Genomic DNA, 23,954 nt, shown 5'->3' with positions numbered 1-23,954 from the left:
CCGGGCTCGGCCAGGTGGAAGTGCTGATCGAGCAGCGGTTGCCCTTGTCGAGCCTGCGTGCGGACGCCGTCCTCGCCGGTGTGCATCCGGAGACGGGCAAGCCGTCGTACGTGGTCGTGGAGCTGAAGCAGTGGCGCGCGGCACGGCTTGTGCCGTCCACGGACGACCTGTGCCGCCTGGGCACGTCCGATGGGCAGGCCCTACTGCATCCCGTTGCCCAGGTGCGCCGATATTGCGATTGCCTGCAAAATTTCACCAGTGTGCTGGAATCCGGAAATTACGACGTTTCCGGGATCGCTTACCTGCACAATGCCGACGACCGGAACGTCGCGGAGCTTTTCAGGCTGCCCGACGCTCGTGCGCAGCTCTTCACGAAGACGACGCGCGGTGCGTTGATGGAGCATCTGCGGCGCTGTCTCGCTCCAGCGGCGGGAGCCCTGGCTGCGGACTTTCTGCTGGAAAGTCCCCGTGAGCCGAGCCGTCCTCTGATGAACGCGGCTGCGGACGAAATAATAGACGGTGGTGAATTCACGCTCCTGGACGGACAGCAGGTCGCCTTCTCTCTGGTCAAGCGTGCGGTGGAGCTGTCGCGTGAGTCCGACAGGAAAGAAGTCATCGTCGTGTCAGGGGGCCCGGTTCCGGGAAGAGCGTCATCGCCGCGCAGGTCATGGGGCACTTGGGCCGGAGCTCCCGAAGCGTTGTGCATGCCACCGGTTCCAAGTCCTTCACCACGACGCTGCGGACGGTGGTCGGGAGGAGGAACGGGAGCATCGCGGAACTATTCAAGTACTTCAACAGCTTCTCGGCGGCCGAGCGCAACGGGCTCAACGTCCTGATCTGTGACGAGGCGCATCGAATCCGGGAACTCTCTCATACCGGACAAGGTCATCAAATAGATGAACTTCTCGATGCGGCCAGGGTTCCGGTCTTCCTGCTCGATGACTACCAGGGCGTACGCCCTCGTGAAATGGGAAGCGTCAAGAAGATCAGCGATGCCGCCGCCGCGCGAGGACACATCGTCCGACACGTCGATCTGAATGGGCAATTCCGTTGCGGCGGTAGTCGCGCATATGAGTACTGGGTTCTCCGCCTTCTGGGGCTCGAGCCCGGTGGGCCGCTGCCGTGGACCAATGAGGAAAATTTTCAGGTGTATGTCGCCGACTCCCCCCAGGAGATGGAGGATTTTCTCCGAGAGCGGCAGGAGGCCGGGCTCACGGCCCGGATGACGGCTGGATTCTGCTGGGAGTGGAGCAAACCGAAAGCCGACGGAACCCTGGTCCGCGACGTGGCCATCGGCGAGTGGCGCAGGCCCTGGAACGTCGACAGCGAGCGATCCCTGAACGGAGCGCCCGCTTCGTCGCTGTGGGCCACCGATCCGGCGGGCTTCGGGCAGATCGGCTGTATCTACACGGCTCAGGGCTTCGAGTACGCCTGGAACGGGGTCATCTTCGGTAAGGACCTGGTGTGGACCGGCGATACGTGGCGCGGGAACCAGAGGGAAAACCGGGACACGTCCGTCGCCGCCCGAACGAGACCGGCCGAATTCGAGAGGCTCATCCGCCATACCTACAAGGTTCTTCTCACCCGTGGCCTGGCGGGGACGGTTCTGTACTCCGATGATCCGGACACCCAGGCCATGCTGCGTGAGCTGGTCAACACCGACATCCGTGCCCCGTGGCCATCGGGGGATACGGGAGCCTCGCCGGGCATGGAGCGCTGATGTCCACCACCGCGTACATCTACGTCTCCCAGAAATCGAGCGGCAACTTTGACATCGGACTCAGCCGCGGGGTTTGGGGCTGGCGCAGCAGCGGCCTGGACCGTGCCGACGCGCGCGCCGCTGTCCAGTCCCTGAAGGAGGGCGACCTCATCGTCTTCGGGTACGGGGGGCCCGCGAACCGTGTGCCGCCGGGAGAGTGGGCCGATGTCCGTCTCCGGCGCGTCGTCGTCACCCAGGTCACCAGCCCCTACTACGTCGACCGCACGCCGGTATGGCCGGACGACGAATACCCCGAGCGCATCGGCATCGACGTCCTCGACGAAGAGGAGGACGTTCACGGTGGTGCTGTGGGCGCCGATGGCATGGAAGCCCTCCGGCTGTCCTCGAACAAGCAGGGCGTCGCCATCCTGCGGGCCGGTACCGCGGTGGTGGCGAATCTGGCCGGTGCCCTTCCCTCAGTGGCACCCGGTTCCGGGGACGGCAGCATCGATCACGACGGGGCGGAGAACGCGGTCGCTCAGGTGCTCGTCCGCCGCGAGCAGGCCAAGCTCCGCAGGCGGCTCCTCAACGGCGCCGCACAGGCCACGTGCGCCCTGTGTGGACGCACCCTCCCTGTCCGCTTCATCCGGGCCGCTCACATCAAGCGCCGCAGCGCCGCCACCCGCGAAGAACGCCTCCAGCTCGCCAATGTCATGCCGGCCTGCCTGCTGGGCTGTGACGAACTCTTCGAACACGGCTACGTGTACGTCACGGGCGACGGCAGCATAGCCGTGAGCGACAAGACCAACACCACCCCGCACCTCACGGAGGCGGCCAAGGTCCTCGAAGGGCTGACCGTCGCCGACTACGGCCCCAGCCGGGCGCCGTTCTTCACCTGGCACCGCGACAACGTCGCCAGATGAACCCGGTGCGGAGACCTACGGCTCGCGGCGTGGCTCTACATCGTTCTGCGCGGCCGCCAGGCAGCCACGTCGTGCCTGCTGAGTCCATGGGAGGTCCGCAGGTCCTCCAGACGGCGCTCGAATTCCCCGGCGTCCTGAGCGCCCCACTGGCGGACCCAGGGGAGCAGCTCCTGGATCCCCGCGAGGAGGGGAGTCAGCTGATACACCGTCCAGTCGGGCCGCCGGATGAGCTCATCCACCAGATCCAGCAGGACATGAACGCGGTCCGTCTCACTCCAGCCGGACCAGCCGAGGAGCGGCCCGTCCCCCTCGACGACTCCGGGGTAGGAGACGAAGCGTTCCCGAGGAATGTCCAGACCGCCTCGGTGCGACCAGTAGGCAGCACGTCGGAAGTCCATCGCGCTGAACTTGGGCGGGACGGGGATCCCGAGGGCCTCGCCCGTCCTGTCCTCGCTGCGTTGGAGTTCCCAGACCTGTTCCCACTCGGCGCGCTTGCGCAGCCCCGACTCCTTGTACCGCAGCGCTGAGACGCCGGGTACGTGCTCGGTGGCCAGGATCGCTGCCAGTACGTCACCGAGGGGCGCGTCCGGAATGCCCAGATGATCTGTGGCGTAGAGCGCGGCGACGGAACGCAGGCCGGTGTCGCCACCGAGTTCCCGGGCGAGTTGGCCGGGTGTCCGGGGGCGCGGGCGGGCGGCGCCGTCTCGACGGTCGAACCACAGTCGTTCGTCCTCACAGCGATCGAGCAGCCAAGAGCGCAACGCTCGTTCCTCGCGCATCTCCCATGGCTCCGATGACCACCGACGTTTGTACTCCGGGCGCTCGACGAGGGCGATGGCCGGGCGGGATTCGATGGCGTCGATCCTGGCTCGCACGATATCCCGATAAGCGGGCGGCCAGTGGGACGGAATCTCGGTGAGGGGTGTCGCACCGTTTTTCGTGAACCAGGAATCGGCCGCTTCATCAGCGAGCACCTTCCGAGCCAGCACGATTTCGAAGGCGCGCTCCCCCGGCCGTAGCGGAGGCGGCGCGGATCCAGGAGGCATGGTCAGACGAGTGTGGTCATCAGCGGGCAGCAGCCCGTAGGAGCCGTATACCTCCCAGTCCAGCTCCTCCTGATGGGCGATCATCTGGTGACGCACTTCCTCCTGGGAATCTCGCGCCGCGTTCAGGACATCCCGGTGGAGCGGGCGTTCCTCCGCGCAGATGGCGCTTGGCTCACGGGCGGCGAGGCTCCGTCCGAGGGCGTGCAGCGCCCGCGCGTGGCCGAGCGGAGGGTCGGCGGGCAGCGGAAACCGTGAGAAGGACGCCGTCGCGAACGTGCAGGACCACGTCCATTCCTCGCCCGGCAGCGGGATGCCGAGCCCATCGGACCCGGTGCTGGAGTTGACCTGCTTGAGCCAGAAGCAGGCCGTTGACGAGTTGAGGACTCCCAGGAGGGCGACGTACTCCTCCTCGTCGGCGCTTGAGCGCAGTCGCAGAACAGGGGCGGTTCGGCTGAACGCCTTCGCGTCTTCCGCCAGCGCGAAGTGGTTGTGCGAGGCCACGTACGCGAGCGTGATGGCCCGTCCCCGGACCCCGCCGGGGGGCCAGCGCCTCCAGCCCCACCATGGCCTCGCCCGCGACGAGCGCTGGGACCCGGGCGTCGCCCGCAGTACCTGTCGCATCGTCCACAGATGCCTCCCCCACGAGGTGGTGAGGTCCGGGGGAAGTGGCCCGCCGTCCGCGTCATAGGGGGCCAGGACTTCCGCCGCCACACCCGCACGCCAGTCCCGTACGGTGTCGCCGGTGACCATGCCGCGACCCAGTGCGGCCGAGTCCGGATGCCTGATGAACCAGGGGCGGCCGAGAGCGAAGACATCGTGCTGCCCTGGGTCGGTGAGGACGCCGACAGGGGCGGCGAGGACGTCCGCCAACTGGCGTGGAGCCCGGGAGAGCACGTCCATGAGGTCCGCTCCTCCACCGCCCGTGAGAGTCCACGGGAAGCGGTGGAAGCGCTGACGGGGTTCGTCCTGGACGCTCACCCATTCGGAGGCGGAGCCGGGCCGATCCACTTGACCGAGGATGGCGTTCCACACGATTCCCTGGGCCGGGTCCACCGGATACCTCGGCTCTCCGCGCACGCCGAGGACCGACCGCACCGGCATGTCACCCATGCCTGGGTCATTGCGTCCCACCAAGATGAGAGTGGGGGTCCGATGACCTGGTACGAAGACCCCAGAGGTGTCGACGACATGCGTGAGTCCGACGCGGGGGAAGAATTCCTCGATCAGTTTTTCACCGAAAGCGCGCTTCATGAACGAGTTGGATGTGTACATTCCGACGTAGCCGCAGGGCTCTGTGGCGACTTTCCGCGCCGCGAGCTGGAACATGCGCTCTGTGAAGAAGCCGGAGAGAGGGAAGGCTCCTGCGGCGGAAGTGTAATACGCCCGATAGGCCGCGTTCGTCGATTTGTCGCGCACGGTGATATAAGGGGGCTCTCCCAGTACCGTATGGTATGACCCTTGACGCAGAAGGCCGCAGCGCTCGGAAAACTCGTGGACGTCCCCTCGCGTTTCGCCGCCCTCGTGTTCCACGTCACCGAAAACGGAAAGGGGTGATTCGCCGGGCATGCCAGGCCCCTCATGCAAGGCGTCACCCACCGCTACATTGATGACGTGGTCGGGGAACTGGTCCAGCGTCCGCGCGCCACTCTCCCGCCCGGCAGCGATCAGCAGTCTGAAGCGTGTAATGCTGACGGCGAAGGGATTGAGGTCGCAGCCATGCACGGAATCCAGCGATCGCAGGACCAGCGCGCGGTCCAGGGCATCAGGTTCCGCCTGCCGCCACGCGGCCAGCAGCCGTTGGAAGAGTCCGAGCGGGAATGTCCCCGCCCCGCATGCCGGATCGATGCCGCGGAAGCCTTCAAGGCCGAATTCCGCGATAGCCGGGTCCAGGGCGAGGTCGAGGACGAAGTCCGCGATGAACTCGGGAGTCCGGACCAGACCGTAGGTCTTCCGCGCCGCCTCGCTGATCTCTTGATACAGATCCCCCAGGAAACGGGTGTCGAGGTCAGGGTCGGTGAAGTCGAAACGGATCGAACTGTCGCTGCCACGCCGTCGCCAGAACGCCACCAGCGCGGCCGCGGCCTCGGGAGAGGGCGATAGTTCCCCCAGCGGACTGTGGTCCAAGTCGAAGATGCGGGCCATCGCATGATGGGAACGAGCCAGATGCGTGAATGCTTCCAACAGCCAGTCCCGGTCGTTCTTCTCCGGGTGCTCAGCGAGATATGCCTCGTGTCGCGCTTCCGCCTCCACCAAGCGAGCCCCAGGCCCTGCGAGAAATGGCCGGCGAATGAGGTTGTTGTCCTCGCAGAAGCGCATGAATACCGTGCCCAGGACCCATGCGACGGCGGCTTGTGTGATGCGCTCGCTCCGCCAGACCCCGTATGTGGCTGACGTGCGGGAGGAAACACTCGCCTGTTCGTACGCGTTCCTCAGACGACGGCGAAAGCGCTCCACGTTGTCACTGCGCTCGCGAAGGTCGCCCTCCAGCGCCAGAACCTGCTTGCGCAGGCTGGTCATCAGCCCGGTCCTGTCCAACGAGGACGTCTCTGCATCGGCTCCGTCAGTCGGAGGCACAGCGGCGACCTCTCCTCCGTGCAACGTCAGTGTTCACGATCCACTGTCCTGTTGGATACATCCTGCCAGCTCTCCAGTCCGACAGACTCGATCGCCGACGGTCACCGGCCGATGCGCCTGATCGGTCACGGCCTGAGCCCTATGATTCCTGTGCGCACCGGCCTGAATACCGCCGGGCACCGCAGTAACACGGTGACGACAGGGCCGGATGATCAAGGGGGACACATGCTGACACGCCTTGAAGTCAGTGGGTTCAAGAACCTTCTGGATCTCAGGGTCGAGTTCGGGCCGTTCACCTGCATCGCGGGCGAGAACGGTACGGGAAAGTCGAACGTCTTCGACGCGATCCAGTTCCTGAGCCTCCTCGCCGACCACTCCATGATCGAGGCGGCTCAGGCCGTCCGGGGAACCCACGGCGAGCTGCACGGCGACGCGCGGGACCTGTTCTGGAACGGCTACGCGGCCGGCGAGCACGTGATGACGTTCGCCGCGGAGATGATTATTCCGGGTGAGGTGGAGGACGACTTCGGCCGACTGGCCCAGCCGACGTCCACATTCCTCCGCTACGAACTCAGGCTCGGATACCAGCCCCCGAAAGGCGGGGAGCGGGGCGGCAGACTGACGTTGCTGTCCGAGGACCTGAGCCAGATCAGACCGCGTGACGCCGGATCACATCTGCGGTTCCCGCACAGTGTCAAGGGCTTTCGGAATACCGTGATCCAAGGACGCCGATCGACCGCGCCCTACATCTCCACCACTCTCGATACGGGTGACGCGGTCGTCCGTATCCACGCCGACGGGGGCCGCAGAGGCCAGCCGCGCCCCGCACCCGCCAGCCGGGCCCCGCGGACCATGCTGTCCACGATCAACGAGAACGACGATCCGACCATCCTGGCGGCGCGGCGTGAGATGCAGACCTGGCGGCGGCTGGCGCTCGAACCCTCCGCGCTGCGCACCGCCGACCGTTACGACGACCCCAGTTCGATGCGGCCCGACGGTCTGCATCTGCCGCGCTGTCTGGACCGGATCGCCCGCGAGAGGTCGTCGGACGACCCCGCTCGGGTGTACTCGCGGGTAGCGGGGCGCCTGTCGGACCTGTCGGGTCTGCATGTGCGCACGCTGGACGTGGAGGCCGACGACACGCGCGAGTTGCTGACGATCAAGCTGCACGAGATCGACGGCATGGTGCTGCCGGCCCGCAGCCTGTCCGAGGGCACCCTGCGTTTCCTGGCGCTGTGCGTCCTCCTGGAGGACCCGCAGGCGGGCGGTCTGATGTGTATGGAAGAGCCGGAGAACGGCATTCACCCGGCCAATCTTTCCGCGATGGTGAAACTGGTGCGCGACCTGGCGGTGGACGCCGATGAGCAGGTCGATGAGGACAATCCTTTCCGGCAGGTGCTCATCAACACCCATTCGCCAGGGGTCGTACAACTCGTTGATCCGGCGGATCTGCTGATCGCCGACACCTCGACCGTTCCGGAGGCGGGCGGTAAGACGGCGCGCAGCTTGCGCCTGCGCCCCCTGGCCGGCACGTGGCGTGCCGGGGGCGCCGAGAGGGGGTACGGCACGGTGGCCGACATCCTCGCGTACCTCACGACTCCGCCAGAGGCCCGGCTGACCCTCGAGGGGAGCGATTCGTGACCGTCCGCGCCCTCTACCTCTGCGAGGGACCCAGCGACACCGGCCTGCGCTTTCACATCGAGGCGCTCGCCGCGGACGCGGGCAGAGAGATCCTCGTGACGGTTCCCGACCTGAACCGCCTGCCCAGCAAGCCCGGCCACTCGGTCGGGGACAAGCTACGCGCCGCACAGCGTCTCAGCGACGGCGAATGTGTGTACGACCTCGTCGTCATCCATCGCGATGCGGACCGTCATCCGGCGGACCATCGTCGCCGGGAGATCGCCGAAGCGGTGGCCCACGTGAGCCCGGGGCTGGCACATGTACCGGTGATCCCTGTGCGGATGCTGGAAGCGTGGCTGCTGCTCGATCACGCCGCGATCCGTGAAGTGGCGGGAAACCCCAATGGCAAGGTGGCACTTGGCCTGCCCAAAGCGAGCCGAGCCGAATCGGCTGCGGACCCCAAGGCATTGCTCAGGCAAGCGCTCGCCACGGCCAGTGAGGAGAAGGGCCGCGGCCTGAAGAAGCTCCAGGCGCGCTTCTGTGAGAACCGCGCGCGGCTCCTGCAGATGCTGGACCGTGAAGGGCCGGTCAAGCAGCTTGCGTCTTGGCAGTCGTTCACCACCGATCTGTGGGAGACGCTGAGCCGGGTCTGAGTCGGCGTCTCCTGGCTTGATCTCGAATCTGTGACCGGGGCGCAAGGAAGCGCTTACGAGCCGGACGCGTGAATATCCGTCGCGCGGGGCCTGCCGGACGTGGGGACACCAAGCACCTGGGGCATCAGCTTGTCGACATACGACCGATGGAAGACGATCGGAGGCTCCGGTAGGGCCGCTGGGGCGGTTGGCACCGACCGAGTGCCGGAGCTCGACCGAACGCCCCGCTGGACGGGTATGTCCAGCGGGGTCACGGTACGGGTGCCTGAGTCGCGGGGGGTGCCGCTCAGCCGAAGTTCACGTCACTGCACAGGAAGTACGTCTGGTCCGAGTGCGACGCCTGCCAGATCGTGTAGACGACGTGGCGGCCGGTGTAGCCGGAGGTGTTGACGTCGACCGAGTAGTTGTTGCCGGGGGCGTACTTGCCGGTCGTGGTGATCAGCTGGAGGTCGCTCCACTTCAGGGGCTGGGTGGTGGGGTCGTACCCCTGGCGGCTCACATAGACCTTGAGGTAGTCCGCACCGTGGCTGGCCTGGTCGTACAGCTTGACGGTGAACTTGCTGCCGATGGTCGTCGTCTTCCAGGCGCCCGGCTTGTCCAGCGAGTTGTAGCGGCCGCCCTCGGTGTGGCCACCGCTGCACAACTGCCCGTCCGGGACCACCGCCGGGAAGTTGCCGGCCGAGCCGTCGCGGTACAACCCGTTCCAGTTCCACATGGCGTTCGGGTTGTCCTGCCACGCCTGCCAGCACATGGGGTCCAGCTTCGCCATCTCGGGGTTCTGGAAGTCGGAGCCCCAGCGCTGCCAGCAGCCGTAGTTGCGGGAGGCGGGGTCGACAACCGAACCGTGGGCGCTCGCGGTGGTGGACCACGGGATCAGGCACAGCAGCGCCACGGCCAGCAGACCGACGGCGCGGGATGCCCAACGTAAGGAATTGCCGCGCTCATGACAAATCATTCGCGATCTTCCTCCATCGTCCTACGGGGAGTGGGAGAGCTAGTGGGAGCGCTCCCAGACTGGGGGCTTCCCTGGGCGAGCGTCATCGAAACGTGGAGCCGGAGCCCGCACACCTCAAGCCCCTCGCGGTAACGGTATCTGCCGGTCGCACTCAACTCCCCGCCGTCACAGGCGGTTGGCCGACCGCCCCCGGCTTGCCCACTCGGCAGCCCGTCAGTGGCACCCGCCCCCACCCGGGGTAGTCGGCACGGCATGGGCGAGATTCTGGTCGGCACGTGTTCATGGACGGACCGCGCTCTGGTGTCCAGCGGCTGGTACCCGCCGGGGCTGCGCGCCGCGGAGGGGAGGCTGCGGCACCACGCCGCGCAGTTCCCGGTGGTGGAGGTCGACGCCACCTACTGCTCCCTGCCCAGCGCCCGCAACAGCACCCTGTGGACCGAGCGCACCCCGGACGGCTTCCGCTTCGACGTCAAGGCGTTCTCCCTCCTCACCGGCCACCCGACGAGCCCGAACGCCCTCCCCGCCGACCTGCGCGGGGCGCTGCCCGGACGCAGGGGCGGACGCCCGAGGCCCGTGAACCTCGATCCGGGGTTGCTCGACGAGGTGTGGCAGCGCTTCAGCGGAGCACTCGAGCCATTGAGGGAAGCGGGACGTCTGGGCACCCTCCTCTTCCAGTTCCCGCCCTGGTTCGCCCCCGGCGACGCGCGGGCGAAGGCGTTCCTCGACCACTGCGCGCGGCGCACGGCGGGCTGGCCGGTCGCCGTGGAATTCCGGCGCCCTGGCTGGTGGCAGAAGGACGAGCGGGCCGGGACCGAGGCACTGCTCCGGGCCGAGGAGATGTCCGCCGTGGCCGTGGACATGACCCAGAAACTGCCCACCTCCATACCCCCGGTCTCCCCGGTCACCTCACCCCGCCTCGCGGTGGCCCGATTCCACGGCCGTAACGACGCCTGGGGCACGGGCACCAAGGAGGAGCGCTTCCGCCACGCCTACACGATGGAGGAGCTGACGGAGTGGATCCCCCGCCTCTGCGAAATGGCCCAACAGGCCGACGAGGTCCACGTCCTGTTCAACAACTGCTGCGCCGACGCGGCCGTCCGCGCGGCCGAGTCCATGCGCCAGCTGCTCGGCGCGCCCGCGAGCCCTGTGCCTTCGCCACGCGGCGGCGGAGCGAGGCGGCGGGGAGGCGTACCGCCCCAGTCGAAGTCGCCGTGATGGAGCGGCTTTGCCCGGTGGGGGCGAGGGGGCGGCCGAGGACTGGCCCGCGTTCGCGCGCCGACAGGGTGCGGGTCAGCTCCTGGACTTTGGTGGCCAGAATTCAGCCCTGACCAGCCAATCAACCACACCCGCGCAGCGGGGGAGCCGCATCGGCCGTCTCGGTCAGTGTGGTGGCCGCTTCGGCCTCGATGCCACGCATGTGGCTGAACAGCACTCAGTGCCCTGGTGCGCTGTTCACGTGAGTGACGGGTCGCCGATCCTCACAGACAGCACATCCCGCGTCACAGCGGTATCAGCTGCTTGCCGGTTTCAGTCATCTGGGCCGAAAGAGCTCTCTTTCCGGCGCTTTGCCGTCCGCCGATCCTGGCGGGAAGGGAAAGCGCGCGGGCAGTTCCGAGGGGGAGCCGTGACGTCCGAACCGTTTGACGTTCCCGTCCTGCCCGTCGATCTGCTGCTGGACCTGGGCAGTGTCCTCCCCGGCCGCCCCGACGCGGGCAAGGAGGCGCTGCGGGCCCTGGACGCCCTGCGCCCCCTGGCGGCCTGGTGCACAACTGCCGTGCTCAGCGGAGGCTTCCAGCATGCCACCAACGACATGCTGGAACTCGGAGAGCTGCACGAAGAGCCCCGTGCCGACTGGCACATGTGGCACGAGGTCAGGGCGAGCGGCTGCGGCTACCTGCCGGGACTCGCCTATGGTGACTATGTCGTACAGCCCGCCACCGCTCTCTCCCAGGGGCAGGGCGGCGGGCCCCCGCCGTGGGGACTCCTGCGTTACACCATCGACGACTGGTTCGTGCTGTGCAGGGTGCCGAACGGCGGCCCCGACCGTACGGCGGGCATCCGGGCTGCGGCCCGCCGGATCCGCGATCTGCCCGAGTTCAGAGGTGCGTCCGCCGGTGCCGGGGAGACCTGGCTGCGCGACTGTGCCGACGGTCCCCTCACGACCGGTGAAGGCACGGGCCAGGCCCCGGATTGGCTGCGGGCAGGGAACATCCAGCACATGACGTACGTCGTCCGGTGCCTGCGCCAAGGCTGATCCGGTCTTGCGTTCCCCCGGCGTGCACAGGCTCAGCCGAACAGCGGTGCCAGCAGCTCCTCACCGGCCACGATCCGCCACGCCGGCACCCGCACCGTCCGGCCCACCTCGCACACCTTCGCCCCGTGGCCGCCGGACGGCAGGCCGGTCAGCAGGTCACCCCGAGCATGTGTCAGCCGCAGGTGGCGCGCCGGGTCGCGGCCGGGCGGCGGGCCTGTGTCGATCAGCACGGCCGTGTTCTCTCCGCCCGTGGTGAACAGCAGATCCACCGTGTGGCCGCCGACCACTGCCGCGCGCTCCAGGTCGGTGACGCCGCGCCCGCCGAGGTACTGCTGGAGCGAATCGGCAAGCTCCTCGCGGAGCGACGTGCCCCGGTCGGCCGCCCCTCGTGTGCCGCCGATGACCTCTCCGGTATCCGGGCCGTATCCGTGTCCTTCGCGGGCCCCCGCACCCAGCAGCGCCGAGCGCCCGGCGAGTATCGCGGGAAGACCGCTCTGCCCCTGCCAGAACGCGTGACTGCCCACGGTGATCAGCTGTGACTTGGCCCGTGTGATCGCCACGTTCCACAGGTTGACCTGGCTCGCCACCCAGTGCGTCGTCCTCGGCGGGGTGTTCAGTGTGGCCACCGGGCTCAGCACCATCACGTCGCGCTGCCCGCCCTGGAACGCGTGTACCGTTCCCACCCGTACCCGCTCGTCGTCGTGCCACATCCGCGCCAGCGCCTGCTTCTGCGCCCGGAACGGTGTCACCACACCCACCGTCGCGTCCTGCGGCAGCCGCGCGAGCAGCTCGTCCACCACCCGCCGCACGGCCCCGGCCTCGGCCGCGTTGCGCCAGGACTGTCCGTCGCCGCCCCGCGCCGACTCGCCGCCCGGCACGTCCACCCAGCCGAGCACCGGCGCCGGATCGGCCGCCCCCACCGGGTCGAGCGCCGGGGCCTGCCGCCGTACGTCGGTGAGCACCTGCAACTGGCCCGCGTAGCAGTATCCGTTGACGACACCGGCGATCCGCGGGTGGCATCGGTAGTGTTCGTCGAGCAGCAGGGCGGTGTCCCCGTGCTGCGCGGCCACGTGGTACGCGGAGTGCACGTGGTACGTGAGCCGGTGGTCCTCCAGCTGCGCCGCGCTCAGCCCGGCCCGGACCCTCGCCTGCCGCTCCTGCTGCGGCGCGATGTCGGCGATGTGGCCCAGCTGCATCGGGTCGCCGATGATCAGTGCCCGCCGGGCCCGGAAGAGCAGCGGCAGAATCGACGGTATCGAGCACTGGCTGGCCTCGTCGATGACGACGAGGTCGAACAGCTTCGGGGCGAGTTCGAGCTGGCGCACCGAGTGGGTGCTGATCGCCCACCCCTTGAGGTGCGCCATCAGGTTCTGCTGGCTCTTCCGGAACCCCCGACGGGCACGCAGCGCCTGGAGCCGCTGCCCCATCAGCCCGCGCGCCCGCGTCAGGGCCTCCGCCGATGCCGCCCGGGACAGTTCCGCGGACAGCTCCGAGAGGACACCCGCCGTCTCCAGCCGCGCCTGCTTCAGCCCGTCTTCGTCCCACTCGGTGTGCCCGGGGACGAGCTCCCGCAGCCGCCGTTCCACGGCCACGGCGCCCGCCAGGTCCTCCAGCAGCTCCGGCGGCACGGGCCGTTCGTTCGCCCACCCCGGCCACGCCGGGCCGTCGCCCTGCGGTGTACCGGCCGCCGCGACCAGCGCGGCCAGTGCCCGCGCCCTGCGCCACCCGCCGAGCAGCCACCGACGGGCTCCGGCCGCCTTCCGGGCCCTGCTCTCCCAGCGGCCCAGCGCGGCCGTACCGTCCCCGGCCGCCGTCGCCGCCCACGCGGACTCCAGCAGCCTCGGCGGCAGCTCCAGCGCGCCGGCCCGTTCCTCCCGCTCCCGGAGCAGGTCCAGCAGCCGCCCCTCCTCGCCGATACGGCGTTCCGCTTCCTCTCGTCGCCGGACAGCCCGCGCACGGGCGTTGCGCAGCTCCCCTCCCACGGTCGCTGAACCCCGCCGCGGGGCCTCCACGGCCTCGCCCAGCAGCCGCTCCAGTTTCTCGGCCTCCTCCTTCAGCGCCTTCTTATTGCCCGTCCGCATCATGAGCCCGGGGGCTATGGCGTCGCAGCGTTCGGCGACGACGTCGACCGCCTCGTTGTTCGTGGACGCGACCAGTACGGACTGTCCGGCGGCGACGCACGTGGTGACGGTGGCCGTGACCACCTCGCTCTTGCCGGTGCCGGGCGGCCCCGTGGCCACCGTCAGCGCTCGCGTCATCGCCGAGGAGACCACCAGCTCCTGACTCTCGTTGCACGGTCCGGGAGCCACCACGGGGACCGAGGACCCCGTCCCCGCCTCACCGTCGTTCAGCAGCGCGTCCAGCGCGGTACCGGGGATCTGCCCGGTCCGCGCAGACATCTGCAGCAGGTTGTCCACCAGACCCTGCGTCGCGCCGGCTTCCACGCCGGACGGCACCAGCAGGACGGCCGCGTTGTGCGCGCCGGGCCGCAGCGCCTGATTCACTGTCCGCTCGCTGAGCGCGGACGGATCGAGTGGTTCCAGCTCCGGCAGCTTCAGCTCCTCCAGCAACTGCCGCACGGCCCGCAGCATCTGCGCGTCGTTGCCCTCCTGCCAGGTCGGCTGCCAGCCGGCGACGAGGTCGGCCGCGTCGTCGGCGTCCAGCAGTTCCGAGACGACACCGGTGTGCAAGGACGGCACCCCGGTCGGCCGGAGTACGTCCTGGCCGTTTTCGTCGGGTGCGAGTTCCATCTGCTGTATCAGCAGGGGCGCGATCGTCACGGGTGTACGGCGTCCCCGGCCGCCTCCCTCGCGTACGGGGAGCGTGACGGCCGGATAGCCGTACCAGTACTCCTGCTGCGTTCCCGCGTCGCTGTCGCTTCCCTCGGGCCGGGCCTGCGGCCTGGGCAGTTGCCCGGGAGCCCGAAAGGTCGAACCCCGGCCCGACTGGATGACCTCCTCGCCCCTGCCCAGCAGGAAGTAGCCCGAATTCCGCTCGCTGTCGCGGTCGGGCAGCATCCCGGCCGCTGCCTCGGCGGTGAGGCACCGCACGTAGTAGTGCAGCAGCCGCTGCCAGTCCACGCCGTTCCGCGCGTCCAGCGCCGCCAGTTCCCGGGCCTTCAGCAGGGCGGGGGACTGCCGCGTTGCCCCCGCCGCGTCACGCGGCGGCGTCGAGAGACGGACGGGACGCGCCACGGACAGGGCGAAAGGCAGGCTTCGCGTGGCCCGGAACGTGGACTTGGTGGGGCGTTGTTCCTCGGGCACGCCCTTGCGCGTCATCTGTGCCGTCAGGTACTCGAACAAGTCGTCCGGAGTGATCCAGCCGCCGCCCTTGATCCGCCCGTTCCGCAGCCCCTCCACGATCTCACCGGTGAACCGGGACGTGCCGAGCGTGGACCCGGGCGGCGCCATCGCCGAGGCGGACTGTAGCGCGTCGGACGCGGTGATGAAGTACACGCCGGTCGGCCGCAGCAGGGTGCTGGGCACGGGCCGCTCGTCGGTGTCCCCTGGGGCGCCCTTGGCGGTCCAGCCCTGGACGACGGACCCGCTGGAGCAGCAGTCCAGCAGGACGAGCTTGGACGGGGCGCGGCAGGACTGGAGCACCCGCTCCAGGAACGCTGCCGGTACGGCCGTGCCCGGCAGGTCGTTCGGGTCCGCGTCCCGGGTGAGGAAGTACAGCTGGTTGTCGTCCTCGCAGAACTCGCCGTGCCCGCTGAAGTACAACAGAGCTGTCTCGCTCGGCTGCCGCTCCTCCAGGAACGTCTCCACGGCGTGCAGCATCTCGGCGCGGGTCGGCTCGGGGACCAGCGCGCAGTCGTTGTACATGCCGATCCCGGTGTTCTCCAGCACCGCCCGCATGTAGTGCAGGTCCGCGCGGACGGGCGGGAGATCGGGGTAGGCGTCACTGTCGTACGTGGAGACACCCACGAGCATGGCGTACCGGTCGTTGTCGGTCATGCGTGCTCAGCCCGCCGCCGGCGCGTCGCCGTCGTCCCCCTCGTGGCCGGCGGCGGGCTCGCCGCCGCCCGCGAGGAACCGCTCGATCCGCCCGTCGTCCTCGCGTGCCTCCTTGCCCGTGATCCGGAGGGTCGCGCCGTCGGGCCGTCGGGCGATGACTGTCCGCTGCGGCACGCGAGCCAGCCATACCTGCACTCCGGCCGCGACCAGCGAGCCGGCGCTGATCAGCACCCCGATCGTGTCGACGGACGGGCCGCCCTTGTCCAGGGCCCCGGGCTTCGTGGCCCCGGGCATGGGCTTCCGGGGCACGTCCAGAGCCGCGCCCGGATCGGCGTCGGCGATCTCGGCGAGAAGTTCGCGCGCCTCCTTGCGGGCGCGCAACGGGTCCTCGTCGACGATGGAGATCCGGTATCCGGCCGGGGCGTTGGGCATGGTGGTCACGGTGCATCCCCCCTGGGCTTCCGTGGTGTGGTCGGACCGCGTGGACTCACGCCCACACGAAGCGCACGAGGTTAGTCCCCGGGACGGACAACGGGAGCGTCCATTACCGGAATACGCTGGTCCTTGGCGCGAAAACGGCCACCCGCTGGCGGATCTGCCGCTCCTCAACGGCGGCGTGATCCCGTTGAGTCGTCAGGGTGCGAGGTCGGTCAGGAGATCGTCGAGGACGGTTTCCTCCTCGACGCGTACGCCGAGTTCGCTGAGGGCGGCCCGCAGGTCCGGGTCCCAGGGAGTGGTGGCGGGTGTGCCCGTCAGGGATGGTGCCAGCGGGGTTCGGCCGGCGGCGGCGCGGTAGTCGGCGGTGGTGTAGCGCCAGGGGTGCCAGGGGACGCGCCGCAGCAATGCGGTGGCGATGCGTATGCCGCCCCAGTCGAAGTCGCCGTGGTAGAGCAACTTTGCCCGGTGGGAGTGCAGGTGGCGCAGGAGGGTGAGGGCGGCGGCCGAGGGCTGGCCCTGGAGACAGATCAGGGGCGGGCAGTCAGGGCCGTAGGTGTCGGCCGCGGTGGCGAGCACGGTCGGGTTCTCGCAGACGCGCACCACTGGGGGCGTCGCACGGGGAGGGGTGCGGGTGAGCTGGCGCAGGGTGAGCACGGCGGGCTCCCCGGTGGCGGTGGCCCAGTCGAGCGCGGGTGTGCCGCGCAGGCCCAGGGTCAGGACGGTGGAGGACAGGGCGTCCTTCAGGAGTCCCGCGGAGGCCCATGCCTCGCGGCGCCACTCGGCTCCGGTGCCATCGGGGAAGCCGGTCAGGGCGCGGATGCCGGAGTGGACGAGGGTGGCGAGCGGGGTGCCGTCGTCGAGGGCGTGGGCATCGCCGAGGGTGCGGGCGGCGAAGGCCGGGAGGGAGACGGCCGGATCCGCGGGCAGGCTCCGCAGCGCCGTCGCGGTGGAGGCGACCAGGGCCCGGGCGGCCTCCGGGCCGCGTGCGAGGCGGCGGACGAGACCGCTCACGCGTATGTGCTCACACCAGTCGGCCAGTTCGGGCCGCTCGGAGCACAAACCGGTGAGCGGGGTGTACGCGTCGTGCCAGGCGTCCGCCTCCCGCCGGCGTGCGTCGCTGAGGAGGGTGACAGGTCCGGTGAGGGCGATGACGGCGGTGGCGAGGCCGTCGGGGCTGACGCCGGAGCGGCGCAGGATGGTGTCGACGGCGTCGAGCCGGACGCTCAGCGAGCGCCCGCCGCCGGGGGCTCGGCCCAGCAGGCGCTCGGCGGCGGCCCGCTCGCCGTCGGTGGGCGCTGCCAGAATGACCGGGCCGGTGAGTGGCTCGGCGCGTTCCATCCGGCGGCGTATCCGGTCCAGCAGCCAGGCACAGCCCGGATCGCCGAGGAGACGGGTGAGGCGGTCGTGGTCGACGTGGCCGGCGGGGGTGCCGGATGCGCTCACGTGAGGGTCTTCCCCCTTTCTCGCCACGGGCGGTCCCTCCTCGTCACGGGCGGTCCTGCGTCACTTCTCAGGCCCACAGGGCGTCCTGACCGAGTGCGGGGTTCTCGGTGGGGGTGGGCTCGGGCTCCCCGGGGGAGTGTGCCGGTGCGGGGACCGTCGCCATGCGGCTGTCGGGTTCGGGGGCCCGTGCCCGCTCGGTGCCGTCCCACTGCCAGCGGGTCACCAGGACCGCGTCGATGTCGTCGACGCGGGAGAGCTGCGCGATGGCGATGCCGGGCACTTGCGGGTAGCAGGCCCATTCACGCTCGCTGGTCATCACCACGTCCAGGTCGAAGGCGTGGAGGAGGCCCAGGCATTTGGCGCGGGAGTCGTCGTCGACGCCGGCGAAGGCTTCGTCCAGGGTGACCAGGCGCGGGGCGTGGGGAGCGGCGGTGGCGTAGTGAGCGGAGGCGGCGGCGAACAGGGGTACGGAGACGGCCAGGACGCGTTCGCCGCCGGAGGCGGGCCCGGTGGCGGGCACCCAGGCGCCGTGCTGGTGGCGTTCGATGCCGAATTCGTGCCAGGCGCGGTAGTCGAGCGCGGTGGTGAGCACTTCCAGCCAGCTGCCTGTGGCGTTTTCGGCCTGCGCGCGGGCGATCTGGGCTTGCAGGAACTCGCCGACCGCCGCCCGGTCCTCGGCCGCCCAGGCGTCGGCGGACTGGCGCAGCCGCGCCCGCGCCTGTGCCAGTCCGGCTGGTGCCTTGCGGGAGGGCCGCCACATCAGGCGCAGCTTCATGCCGGTGGAGGTGGGCCGCTGCTCAAGTTCGGTGTTCATGGCGCGTACCTGGCGCTCGGCGGTGTCGATCAGCTCCTGGAGGGTGCCGGCGACCTCGGTCAGCAGGTGGGTTTCCAGAATTTCGCGTTCGTGCGCCGACAGTATGCGGGTCAGCTCCTGGACCTCGGTGGCCAGCGCCTCGGCCAGTTCGGGCACGGCCCGCCCGTGGCCCTGGTAGACGAGGTCGACGATCATCCCGTCCTCGGTCATGCGCGCCGTGGCGCTGTGGCCGCCCCGGGAGAGGACGTCCTGGAGCTTCTTGTACTCCTCGCTGAGCCGCTTCTGCACGCGTTCCCAGGCGCCCTCGGAGTCGTCCGTACCGGACAGTGCCGCCTCGATCGCTCGGGCGAGCGCGATTGCCGGGGTGGCGGCCCAGGATCCGGCGTCCAGCGGCGGTACGGGAGCCTCGGGCAGGGCGACGGTCAGCAGGCCGGTGGCCGCGAACCGCTGGAGCGCGGCGATGGCCTCGGCGCGTGTGGCCGCCGCTTCATGGACGTCCTTGTCCAGCTGCTCGATACGGCCCTCGGCGTGGCCGGCGCGGCGGTCCGCGGCGGAGTACTCGTGACGGGCCTGCTTCTGGTCCCGCTCGCACGTGGCCAGGGCACTCGCGGTTTCGGCCAGACGGCGCTCCAGCTCGGCGACGGCCGCGCCGACGGTCGAGCGGAGAGTGGTGTGGTGTGCGTCCGCGGCGGCGGCGAGCCGGGCCGCCTCGGCCATACGATGGTCCAGTTCGGCCACCCGTTCCCCGGTCCGGCCGGCTTCCGCCCGCTCGTCGGCGACAGCGCGTCGCGCCTCGGCCCGGTCGCGCAGGGCCGGCCACAGGGCGGCGAGGGCGGCCGTGTGGTCGGCTAGGGCTTGACGGACGGCCGTGAGGGCCGGTCGGTCGGCGGGCAGATTCAGGGCGTCGGCCGTCTCGGCCAGTGCGGTGGCCGCTTCGGCCTCGCGGCGGGCCGCCTCGGTGAGTTCGGCCGCGCGTTCCTCCTGGCGGGTGCGGGCCCGGTGGGCGGCGTCCGCCGCCGCGGCGGCCACCGCGTGGGCGTGGCGCAGGGGGGCGTCGTCGGGGAGGGCGGCCAGTTCGGCGTCCAGGGTGCGTCGGCGCGCGGCCACCGTGGCGCGTTCGGCTTCGCGGCGTGCCGTGCTGGCGGCCAGGGCGTCCAGTTCGCCGCGCAGGGTGGCGATCCGGGCGCGGCGTGCTTCCTCGCGGGCGCCTTCACCCACGTACACGGCCGCTTCCTTCAACCAGCTGCCGGTCAGCGCGCCGATGCGGAAGTGACCGTCCGCCGCCACCCACGTGCCGGGTGCACCGGTGTCCCCGAGACCGATGGCCGCCAGGAGAGCGGACACGGCCGGTTCACCGACCTGCGTGGCCCGGGGATCGCCGTGGTCGACGGCGGGTCGCAGCGCGTCGGCGAGGACGGAGCCGGCCCGTGACGCATGCGAAGGCAGCGGGGACAGCAGCACGTCGTGCCCGCTCGCCTCCAGCATGGTGCCGTCCGGGCACACCCACGCGTCCAGGAGCCCGGACGCCTCCAGCGCGGCCTCCAGCCCCGCCCGTTCGTCCGGAGTGACGTGGTCGTGGAAGTCGACCAGCCTCCACAGAGGCGCTCCGGGAGTCCGGTCGCGCAGGCCCGGGGTGCGGGTGCGGGGTGCCTCCGGTCCGTGCTGGCCACCGGCCTCCAGCTCCGCCAGCTCCCTTTCGGTCGCGGTGCGCCGCTCGGCCAGTTCGGCTAGCCGCTGACCGAGTGCGGCGGCTTGGTCGGCCAGGTTCGCGGCCCGATCGCGGTGGGCTGCCGCGGTCTGCTCCCGGGCGGGGCTGGGGCCGTGCAGATGCGTGCCCCAGTCGTGCAGAGCGTCCAGGAGCCCCGTCGGGTCGGGAAGGTCCAGTTCCGTGCACCGGGCGAGGTGTTCGCGTATGGCCCCCACCAGGTCTTGGCCCGCCTGTGCGGCGGACGCCTCCGCCTGGGCCTGGCGTTCGGCGGTATGGGCGGCCTCGGTCTGGGCCTCGTCCAGGCGGCTGGCGGCGGCCCGCCGTTCGCCGGCGGCCTGCTCGGCCCCCGCGGCCAGCTCCTCCACGTGGTCGAGGGTGCGCCTCCGGCGTGCCACCGACTCCTCGGCCGCGTGGCGCAGTTCCGCCTCCGGGACCGTGTCGTGGGGCCCCAGCACGTCGTGGAGCCGGGCCGCTCGGGCCGTTTCCCGTGCTTGGCGCAGCGTGCTCTCGACTCGCTGCTCGGCCGCCGCCAGCCGTCCTTCGGCGCCCGTCAGGCGGCCGAGAGCGCGGGAGTTCGCCTGGGCGGCCTGGTCCCGGTCCGCCTCCGCACGGGCCCGCTCGCCGGCGGTGCGCCGCGCATCGGCCGCCGCCTGCTCCAGTTCCCGGGCGCTGCGCATCTCCGGACCCGCGCGCAGCGCGGCGTCCTGGGCCGTCAGCCGCACGGCCGTCTCCTCCAGCTGGGCGATCCGCTCCGCGGCCTCCGCCCGTTGCCGCTCGGCCTCCTCCCGCTCGGTCCGCGCCCGGGACAGGTCACGGTGCAGCTGTTCGTAGCGGGCGTGTTCACTGCGCGGCAGCCGGGCCCGTCGGCGGGTGGCCACGCGGGCGTAGCGGCGGTAGTGGTCGAGGAAGGCGGAGGCGGCCCGTTCGGCCTCACTCGCCGCCCGCAGTTCCTCCTTCTCCTCGTCCAGGGAGCGGAACGCCTCGGCCACATCGGCGATCACCGCCTGGTCCATGGGCGGCAGCGCCTCGGTCAGCGCGCGGGACAGCGCCGTCTCGTTGGGGCGCTTGGACAGCTGGGGCTGGCGCAGCTGGATGAGCAGGTCGACCAGGGCGGCGTAGCGCCGCTCGCCGAGCCCGAACAGCGCCTCGTCAACCGCCCTGCGGTACGCCTTCGCCTGGTCGTAGATCATGCCGCGTCCGGCGACGGCCTCGGCCAGGCGATCCCGCGACAGTGCGGTGCCGGTGGCGTCGAGCAGGGTCAGCTCCTCGCCGACGCGCTGGTCGGTGACCGCGTACCAGTGGCGGGCGATGCCGCGGCCCGTTACAGCCTTCAGCCCGCACAGCAGCGTGCGGAAGTGCGCCCGGCCCGAGTCCTGGTCACGGCGACCGAATTCGATCCAGGTGTAGCCGAGCCGCTCCGGGTGCGGGTGCCGGCCGCCGAGCAGCAGGTTCCACTCCATGCGCTTGCCCGGGTCGGCGTCGGGTTCCACCCGACGGGCGGACAGATCGCCATCCAGGAGGAAGGGCAGGGTCAGGGCGAGCACCTTGGACTTGCCGGTGCCGTTGTTGCCACGCAGCAGCAGGCGGCCGTCGCGGAACCAGAACTCCTCCGTGTCGTAGTGGAAGAGGTCGACCAGGCCGATGCGCAGCGGCTGCCACCGGCCGGGTGTCGGGTCGGGCAGGGCGGTCACGACTGCGGTGCCTTTCGCTTGGGTGTGCGGGGCGTGCGAGGAGCACGGGGTGTGCGGGCGGAAGCCTGTCCCGGTTCCGTCACGACGGTCTCGCCGACCGCGTACCGCGCGAGCGCAGGCAGCGCGACGATGCCCTTCGGGGTGGCGGCGACCAGGCCGAGCGCGGTGAGCCTCTCCAGCGCCTGGCCGACCAGCTCCGCCTCCGCGCCGGGCTGCTTGGCGCTCTTCGACCAGAACGCACCGTGTTCGGCCGCCAGCTCCTGAACCTTGCGTTCGAGGTCGGCGCGGCTCACCTCGCCGCCCATGGCCGCCAGGTGTTCGGCGAGCAACAGGGTGACGTGCCCGTGCGTGCCCTGCTCCGGCATCCGTACGTCGGTCAGATCGTCGTGCGGGTCGACCATGGCGATACCCTCGGCCCGCACTTCGGCAACCAGGCCGGTCAGTTCGGTGATGCGGGTGGTGAGGAAGGCGCGCTGGCGGGTCAGGTAGCCGAGTTCCTCGTCGGTCAGCTCCTCGTAGTACAGCACCGGGTCGTCCAGCAGCCTCCGGGTCAGCCGCTGGCGGATCGCGCGGAAACGGAGCTCGTCGCTGTCCAGCGCGCTCTCGGCGGTCAGCTCGGCCAGCCGGTCCTCGAAGTCCTCGGTGATGATCGTCGACGGGCCCCGGCGGGCGGCCAGCAGCCCGGCCAGGACGCGCCGCTGCACGTCGTAGAGCACGTCGCCGCTACCGCTGACGTATGCCTCCTCCTCGCCGGCCACCCGCCGCAGCACCCCATAGCGCAGCAGCAGCCGCACCACCGCCGCCAGATCCAGGCGTTCGTCGCGGCGCTCCATGGTGAACTCCACCCCGGCGGCGGCCAGGTGGGGATCGGCGGCGTCCAGCACCACCTGCTCGGCCAGACGGCCCAGGGCGATCTGCGCCTCACCGCGCTCCAGCGCGGCCAGCGCCAGACACAGCAGCACATACCGGCGGCGCGTGAACGGGGCGCGGCCACGGGACGCCTCGCGAGCCGGATGGGTGGGATCGGCCAAGGTGCCGGGCGTCCGGGCCAGCCGGGCGGCCTCCGCGTCCACCCGCAGCGACCAGCCGGTGTTGCGGTCGAACCAGTCGCGCAGCTCCGAGGCGTGCTGCCGCACCAGCCGGAACTCGTCCGCGTGCGGGCCCCGCGCCAGCAACAGCGGCTCCTTCAACAGCGTCCGGGCCGCCTTGTGCACCTCGGCCGTTCGCCGGCCGTCCAGTACCTCGCCCAGGGGCGTGGTCATCGGGTCCCCCTCAATCGTCTCGGCCGGTGCGTGGCTGTTGCGCGCGGCCGGGCCGGGTGAGGTCGGTGATCCCGATCAGGTGGTCGGGGCCGCGGAAGGTCCCGCCCGGCGTACGGACTTCGGCCGTCGTCCCGTCGGCGAGGGCCGTCAGCCGGATCTCCATCGAGCCGTCGTTGCTGGTCGCCACCGTGCTCGTCATACCGGGCCGCCACGTGGCCAGGGCATCGCCGAGCAGCTGCAGGAACAGCCCGAAGGCCGCCGGGTCCAGCTCTCCCAGCGCGGACAGCCGTGTGGTGCCGTCCGTCGCTAGCCGGGCACGGGCGGCGGCGATCTCCTCCGCCTGCCGGGCGGCGATCTCGGCGAGCCGGTGTCGCTGCTCGGAGCGGTCCCGCACCCGGCGGGCCCGCCCGCGGCGTTCGTAGCTGCCGGTACGGCGCAGTTGCGGGCTGATCCGCAGCGACTCGGCCTCGGCCCACGACGTGGACGCGGGCACCGGGCGGGCCGTGCGCTCGGCCAGCGTATCGGCGTCCACGGTCAGATGACGCGCGGAGTGCAGACCGAAGGCGGCGCGCCACAGCCGGTGCCGCGCCTCGTCGTCCGGGGCCTCGGCGAACCAGCGGGCCAGGGTACGGAAGTCCGCGGACCGGTCCGAGCGCCCGGCCCGCCGCTCGTTCAGCTGCCTGACAACCGCGAGGAGTTGCGGGATCGCCCCGAGGGCCCGCCCGCGCAGCAGCCGGGCCTGCGACTCACGGCCGTCCGCGGAGACGAACCAGGCGGTGAGCCCCGACCACTTCGCCGCCCACCGCTCATACGCCTGCTCCTCGGCGCTTTCGGCTTCCTCGGGCGCGGCGGGGGGGGGGGCCCCCCCCGCCCCCCCCCCCCCCCCCCCCCCCCCCCCCCCCCCCCGCGGCCCCCCGC

The 23,954-nt window shown here is 70.7% G+C and carries 14 protein-coding genes and 1 pseudogene (1 of these 15 cut by a window edge); 6 read left to right on the top strand and 9 right to left on the bottom strand.

Annotated elements, in window-relative coordinates; all coding sequences use genetic code 11:
- Positions 1-667: 667 nt before the first annotated feature.
- The gene (locus tag ACFXB5_RS03160; protein ID WP_385201832.1) at positions 668-1,720 is read left to right on the top strand and encodes a DNA/RNA helicase domain-containing protein; all 1,053 of its coding nucleotides are present in this window, start codon (positions 668-670) and stop codon (positions 1,718-1,720) included.
- Positions 1,720-2,622 (top strand): hypothetical protein, encoded by a 903-nt coding sequence (locus tag ACFXB5_RS03155; RefSeq protein WP_385201831.1) that lies wholly within the window; start codon positions 1,720-1,722, stop codon positions 2,620-2,622. The genes ACFXB5_RS03160 and ACFXB5_RS03155 overlap by 1 nt, the downstream gene beginning before the upstream one ends.
- 35 nt (positions 2,623-2,657) lie before the next feature.
- Here ACFXB5_RS03155 and pglX read toward each other — a convergent pair whose 3' ends face one another.
- Positions 2,658-6,185 (bottom strand): BREX-2 system adenine-specific DNA-methyltransferase PglX, encoded by a 3,528-nt coding sequence (gene pglX, locus ACFXB5_RS03150; protein ID WP_385201830.1) that lies wholly within the window; start codon positions 6,183-6,185, stop codon positions 2,658-2,660.
- Positions 6,186-6,260: 75 nt separating this feature from the next.
- Between pglX and ACFXB5_RS03145 the strand changes: the two genes are divergently transcribed.
- Positions 6,261-7,883 carry an AAA family ATPase gene (locus ACFXB5_RS03145; RefSeq protein ID WP_385201829.1) on the top strand — a complete coding sequence of 541 codons (1,623 nt, stop codon included), beginning with the start codon at positions 6,261-6,263 and terminating at the stop codon, positions 7,881-7,883.
- Entirely contained in the window at positions 7,880-8,515 is a 636-nt protein-coding gene (locus tag ACFXB5_RS03140) for a hypothetical protein (protein WP_385201828.1), read from the top strand. The genes ACFXB5_RS03145 and ACFXB5_RS03140 overlap by 4 nt, the downstream gene beginning before the upstream one ends.
- Before the next feature lie 286 nt (positions 8,516-8,801).
- On the opposite strand, the gene ACFXB5_RS03135 is transcribed toward ACFXB5_RS03140, so the two are convergent.
- Entirely contained in the window at positions 8,802-9,470 is a 669-nt protein-coding gene (locus ACFXB5_RS03135) for a lytic polysaccharide monooxygenase (RefSeq protein WP_385201826.1), read from the bottom strand.
- Between the two features lie 252 nt (positions 9,471-9,722).
- Between ACFXB5_RS03135 and ACFXB5_RS03130 the strand changes: the two genes are divergently transcribed.
- The gene (locus ACFXB5_RS03130; RefSeq protein WP_385201824.1) at positions 9,723-10,685 is read left to right on the top strand and encodes a DUF72 domain-containing protein; all 963 of its coding nucleotides are present in this window, start codon (positions 9,723-9,725) and stop codon (positions 10,683-10,685) included.
- Between the two features lie 409 nt (positions 10,686-11,094).
- A complete protein-coding gene (locus ACFXB5_RS03125) occupies positions 11,095-11,724 on the top strand; it encodes a hypothetical protein (RefSeq protein ID WP_385201823.1) in 630 nt (209 codons plus the stop codon).
- 32 nt (positions 11,725-11,756) lie between these two features.
- On the opposite strand, the gene ACFXB5_RS03120 is transcribed toward ACFXB5_RS03125, so the two are convergent.
- The 7 genes and pseudogenes from ACFXB5_RS03120 to ACFXB5_RS03090 form a co-directional block, all read right to left on the bottom strand.
- Positions 11,757-15,680 (bottom strand): AAA domain-containing protein, encoded by a 3,924-nt coding sequence (locus ACFXB5_RS03120; protein WP_385201821.1) that lies wholly within the window; start codon positions 15,678-15,680, stop codon positions 11,757-11,759.
- A 6-nt stretch (positions 15,681-15,686) separates the two neighbouring features.
- A complete protein-coding gene (locus tag ACFXB5_RS03115) occupies positions 15,687-16,112 on the bottom strand; it encodes a hypothetical protein (protein ID WP_385201877.1) in 426 nt (141 codons plus the stop codon).
- A gap of 201 nt (positions 16,113-16,313) precedes the next feature.
- Entirely contained in the window at positions 16,314-17,561 is a 1,248-nt protein-coding gene (locus tag ACFXB5_RS03110) for a TIGR02679 family protein (RefSeq protein WP_385201819.1), read from the bottom strand.
- A 67-nt stretch (positions 17,562-17,628) separates the two neighbouring features.
- Entirely contained in the window at positions 17,629-21,774 is a 4,146-nt protein-coding gene (locus ACFXB5_RS03105; RefSeq protein WP_385201817.1) for a TIGR02680 family protein, read from the bottom strand.
- Positions 21,771-23,036 carry a TIGR02678 family protein gene (locus ACFXB5_RS03100; protein ID WP_385201816.1) on the bottom strand — a complete coding sequence of 422 codons (1,266 nt, stop codon included), beginning with the start codon at positions 23,034-23,036 and terminating at the stop codon, positions 21,771-21,773. Before ACFXB5_RS03100 ends, ACFXB5_RS03105 begins: the two co-directional genes overlap by 4 nt.
- Positions 23,037-23,046: 10 nt before the next feature.
- Positions 23,047-23,829, bottom strand: a pseudogene (locus ACFXB5_RS03095) (TIGR02677 family protein); the annotation flags it as partial.
- Positions 23,830-23,842: 13 nt separating this feature from the next.
- On the bottom strand, positions 23,843-23,954 hold the end of the coding sequence (locus ACFXB5_RS03090; protein WP_385201815.1) for a TIGR02677 family protein. 830 nt of this gene lie beyond the right edge of the window; the window shows 112 of its 942 coding nt (coding positions 831-942); its start codon lies beyond the right edge, outside the window — the gene reads right to left on this strand; it ends in the stop codon at positions 23,843-23,845.

It is taken from the genome of Streptomyces sp. NPDC059455, assembly GCF_042750115.1.
GTDB lineage: Bacteria > Actinomycetota > Actinomycetes > Streptomycetales > Streptomycetaceae > Streptomyces > Streptomyces endocoffeicus.
Note: the sequence above shows the minus strand (reverse complement) of the source record. Positions and strands in the feature narration are given on the sequence as shown.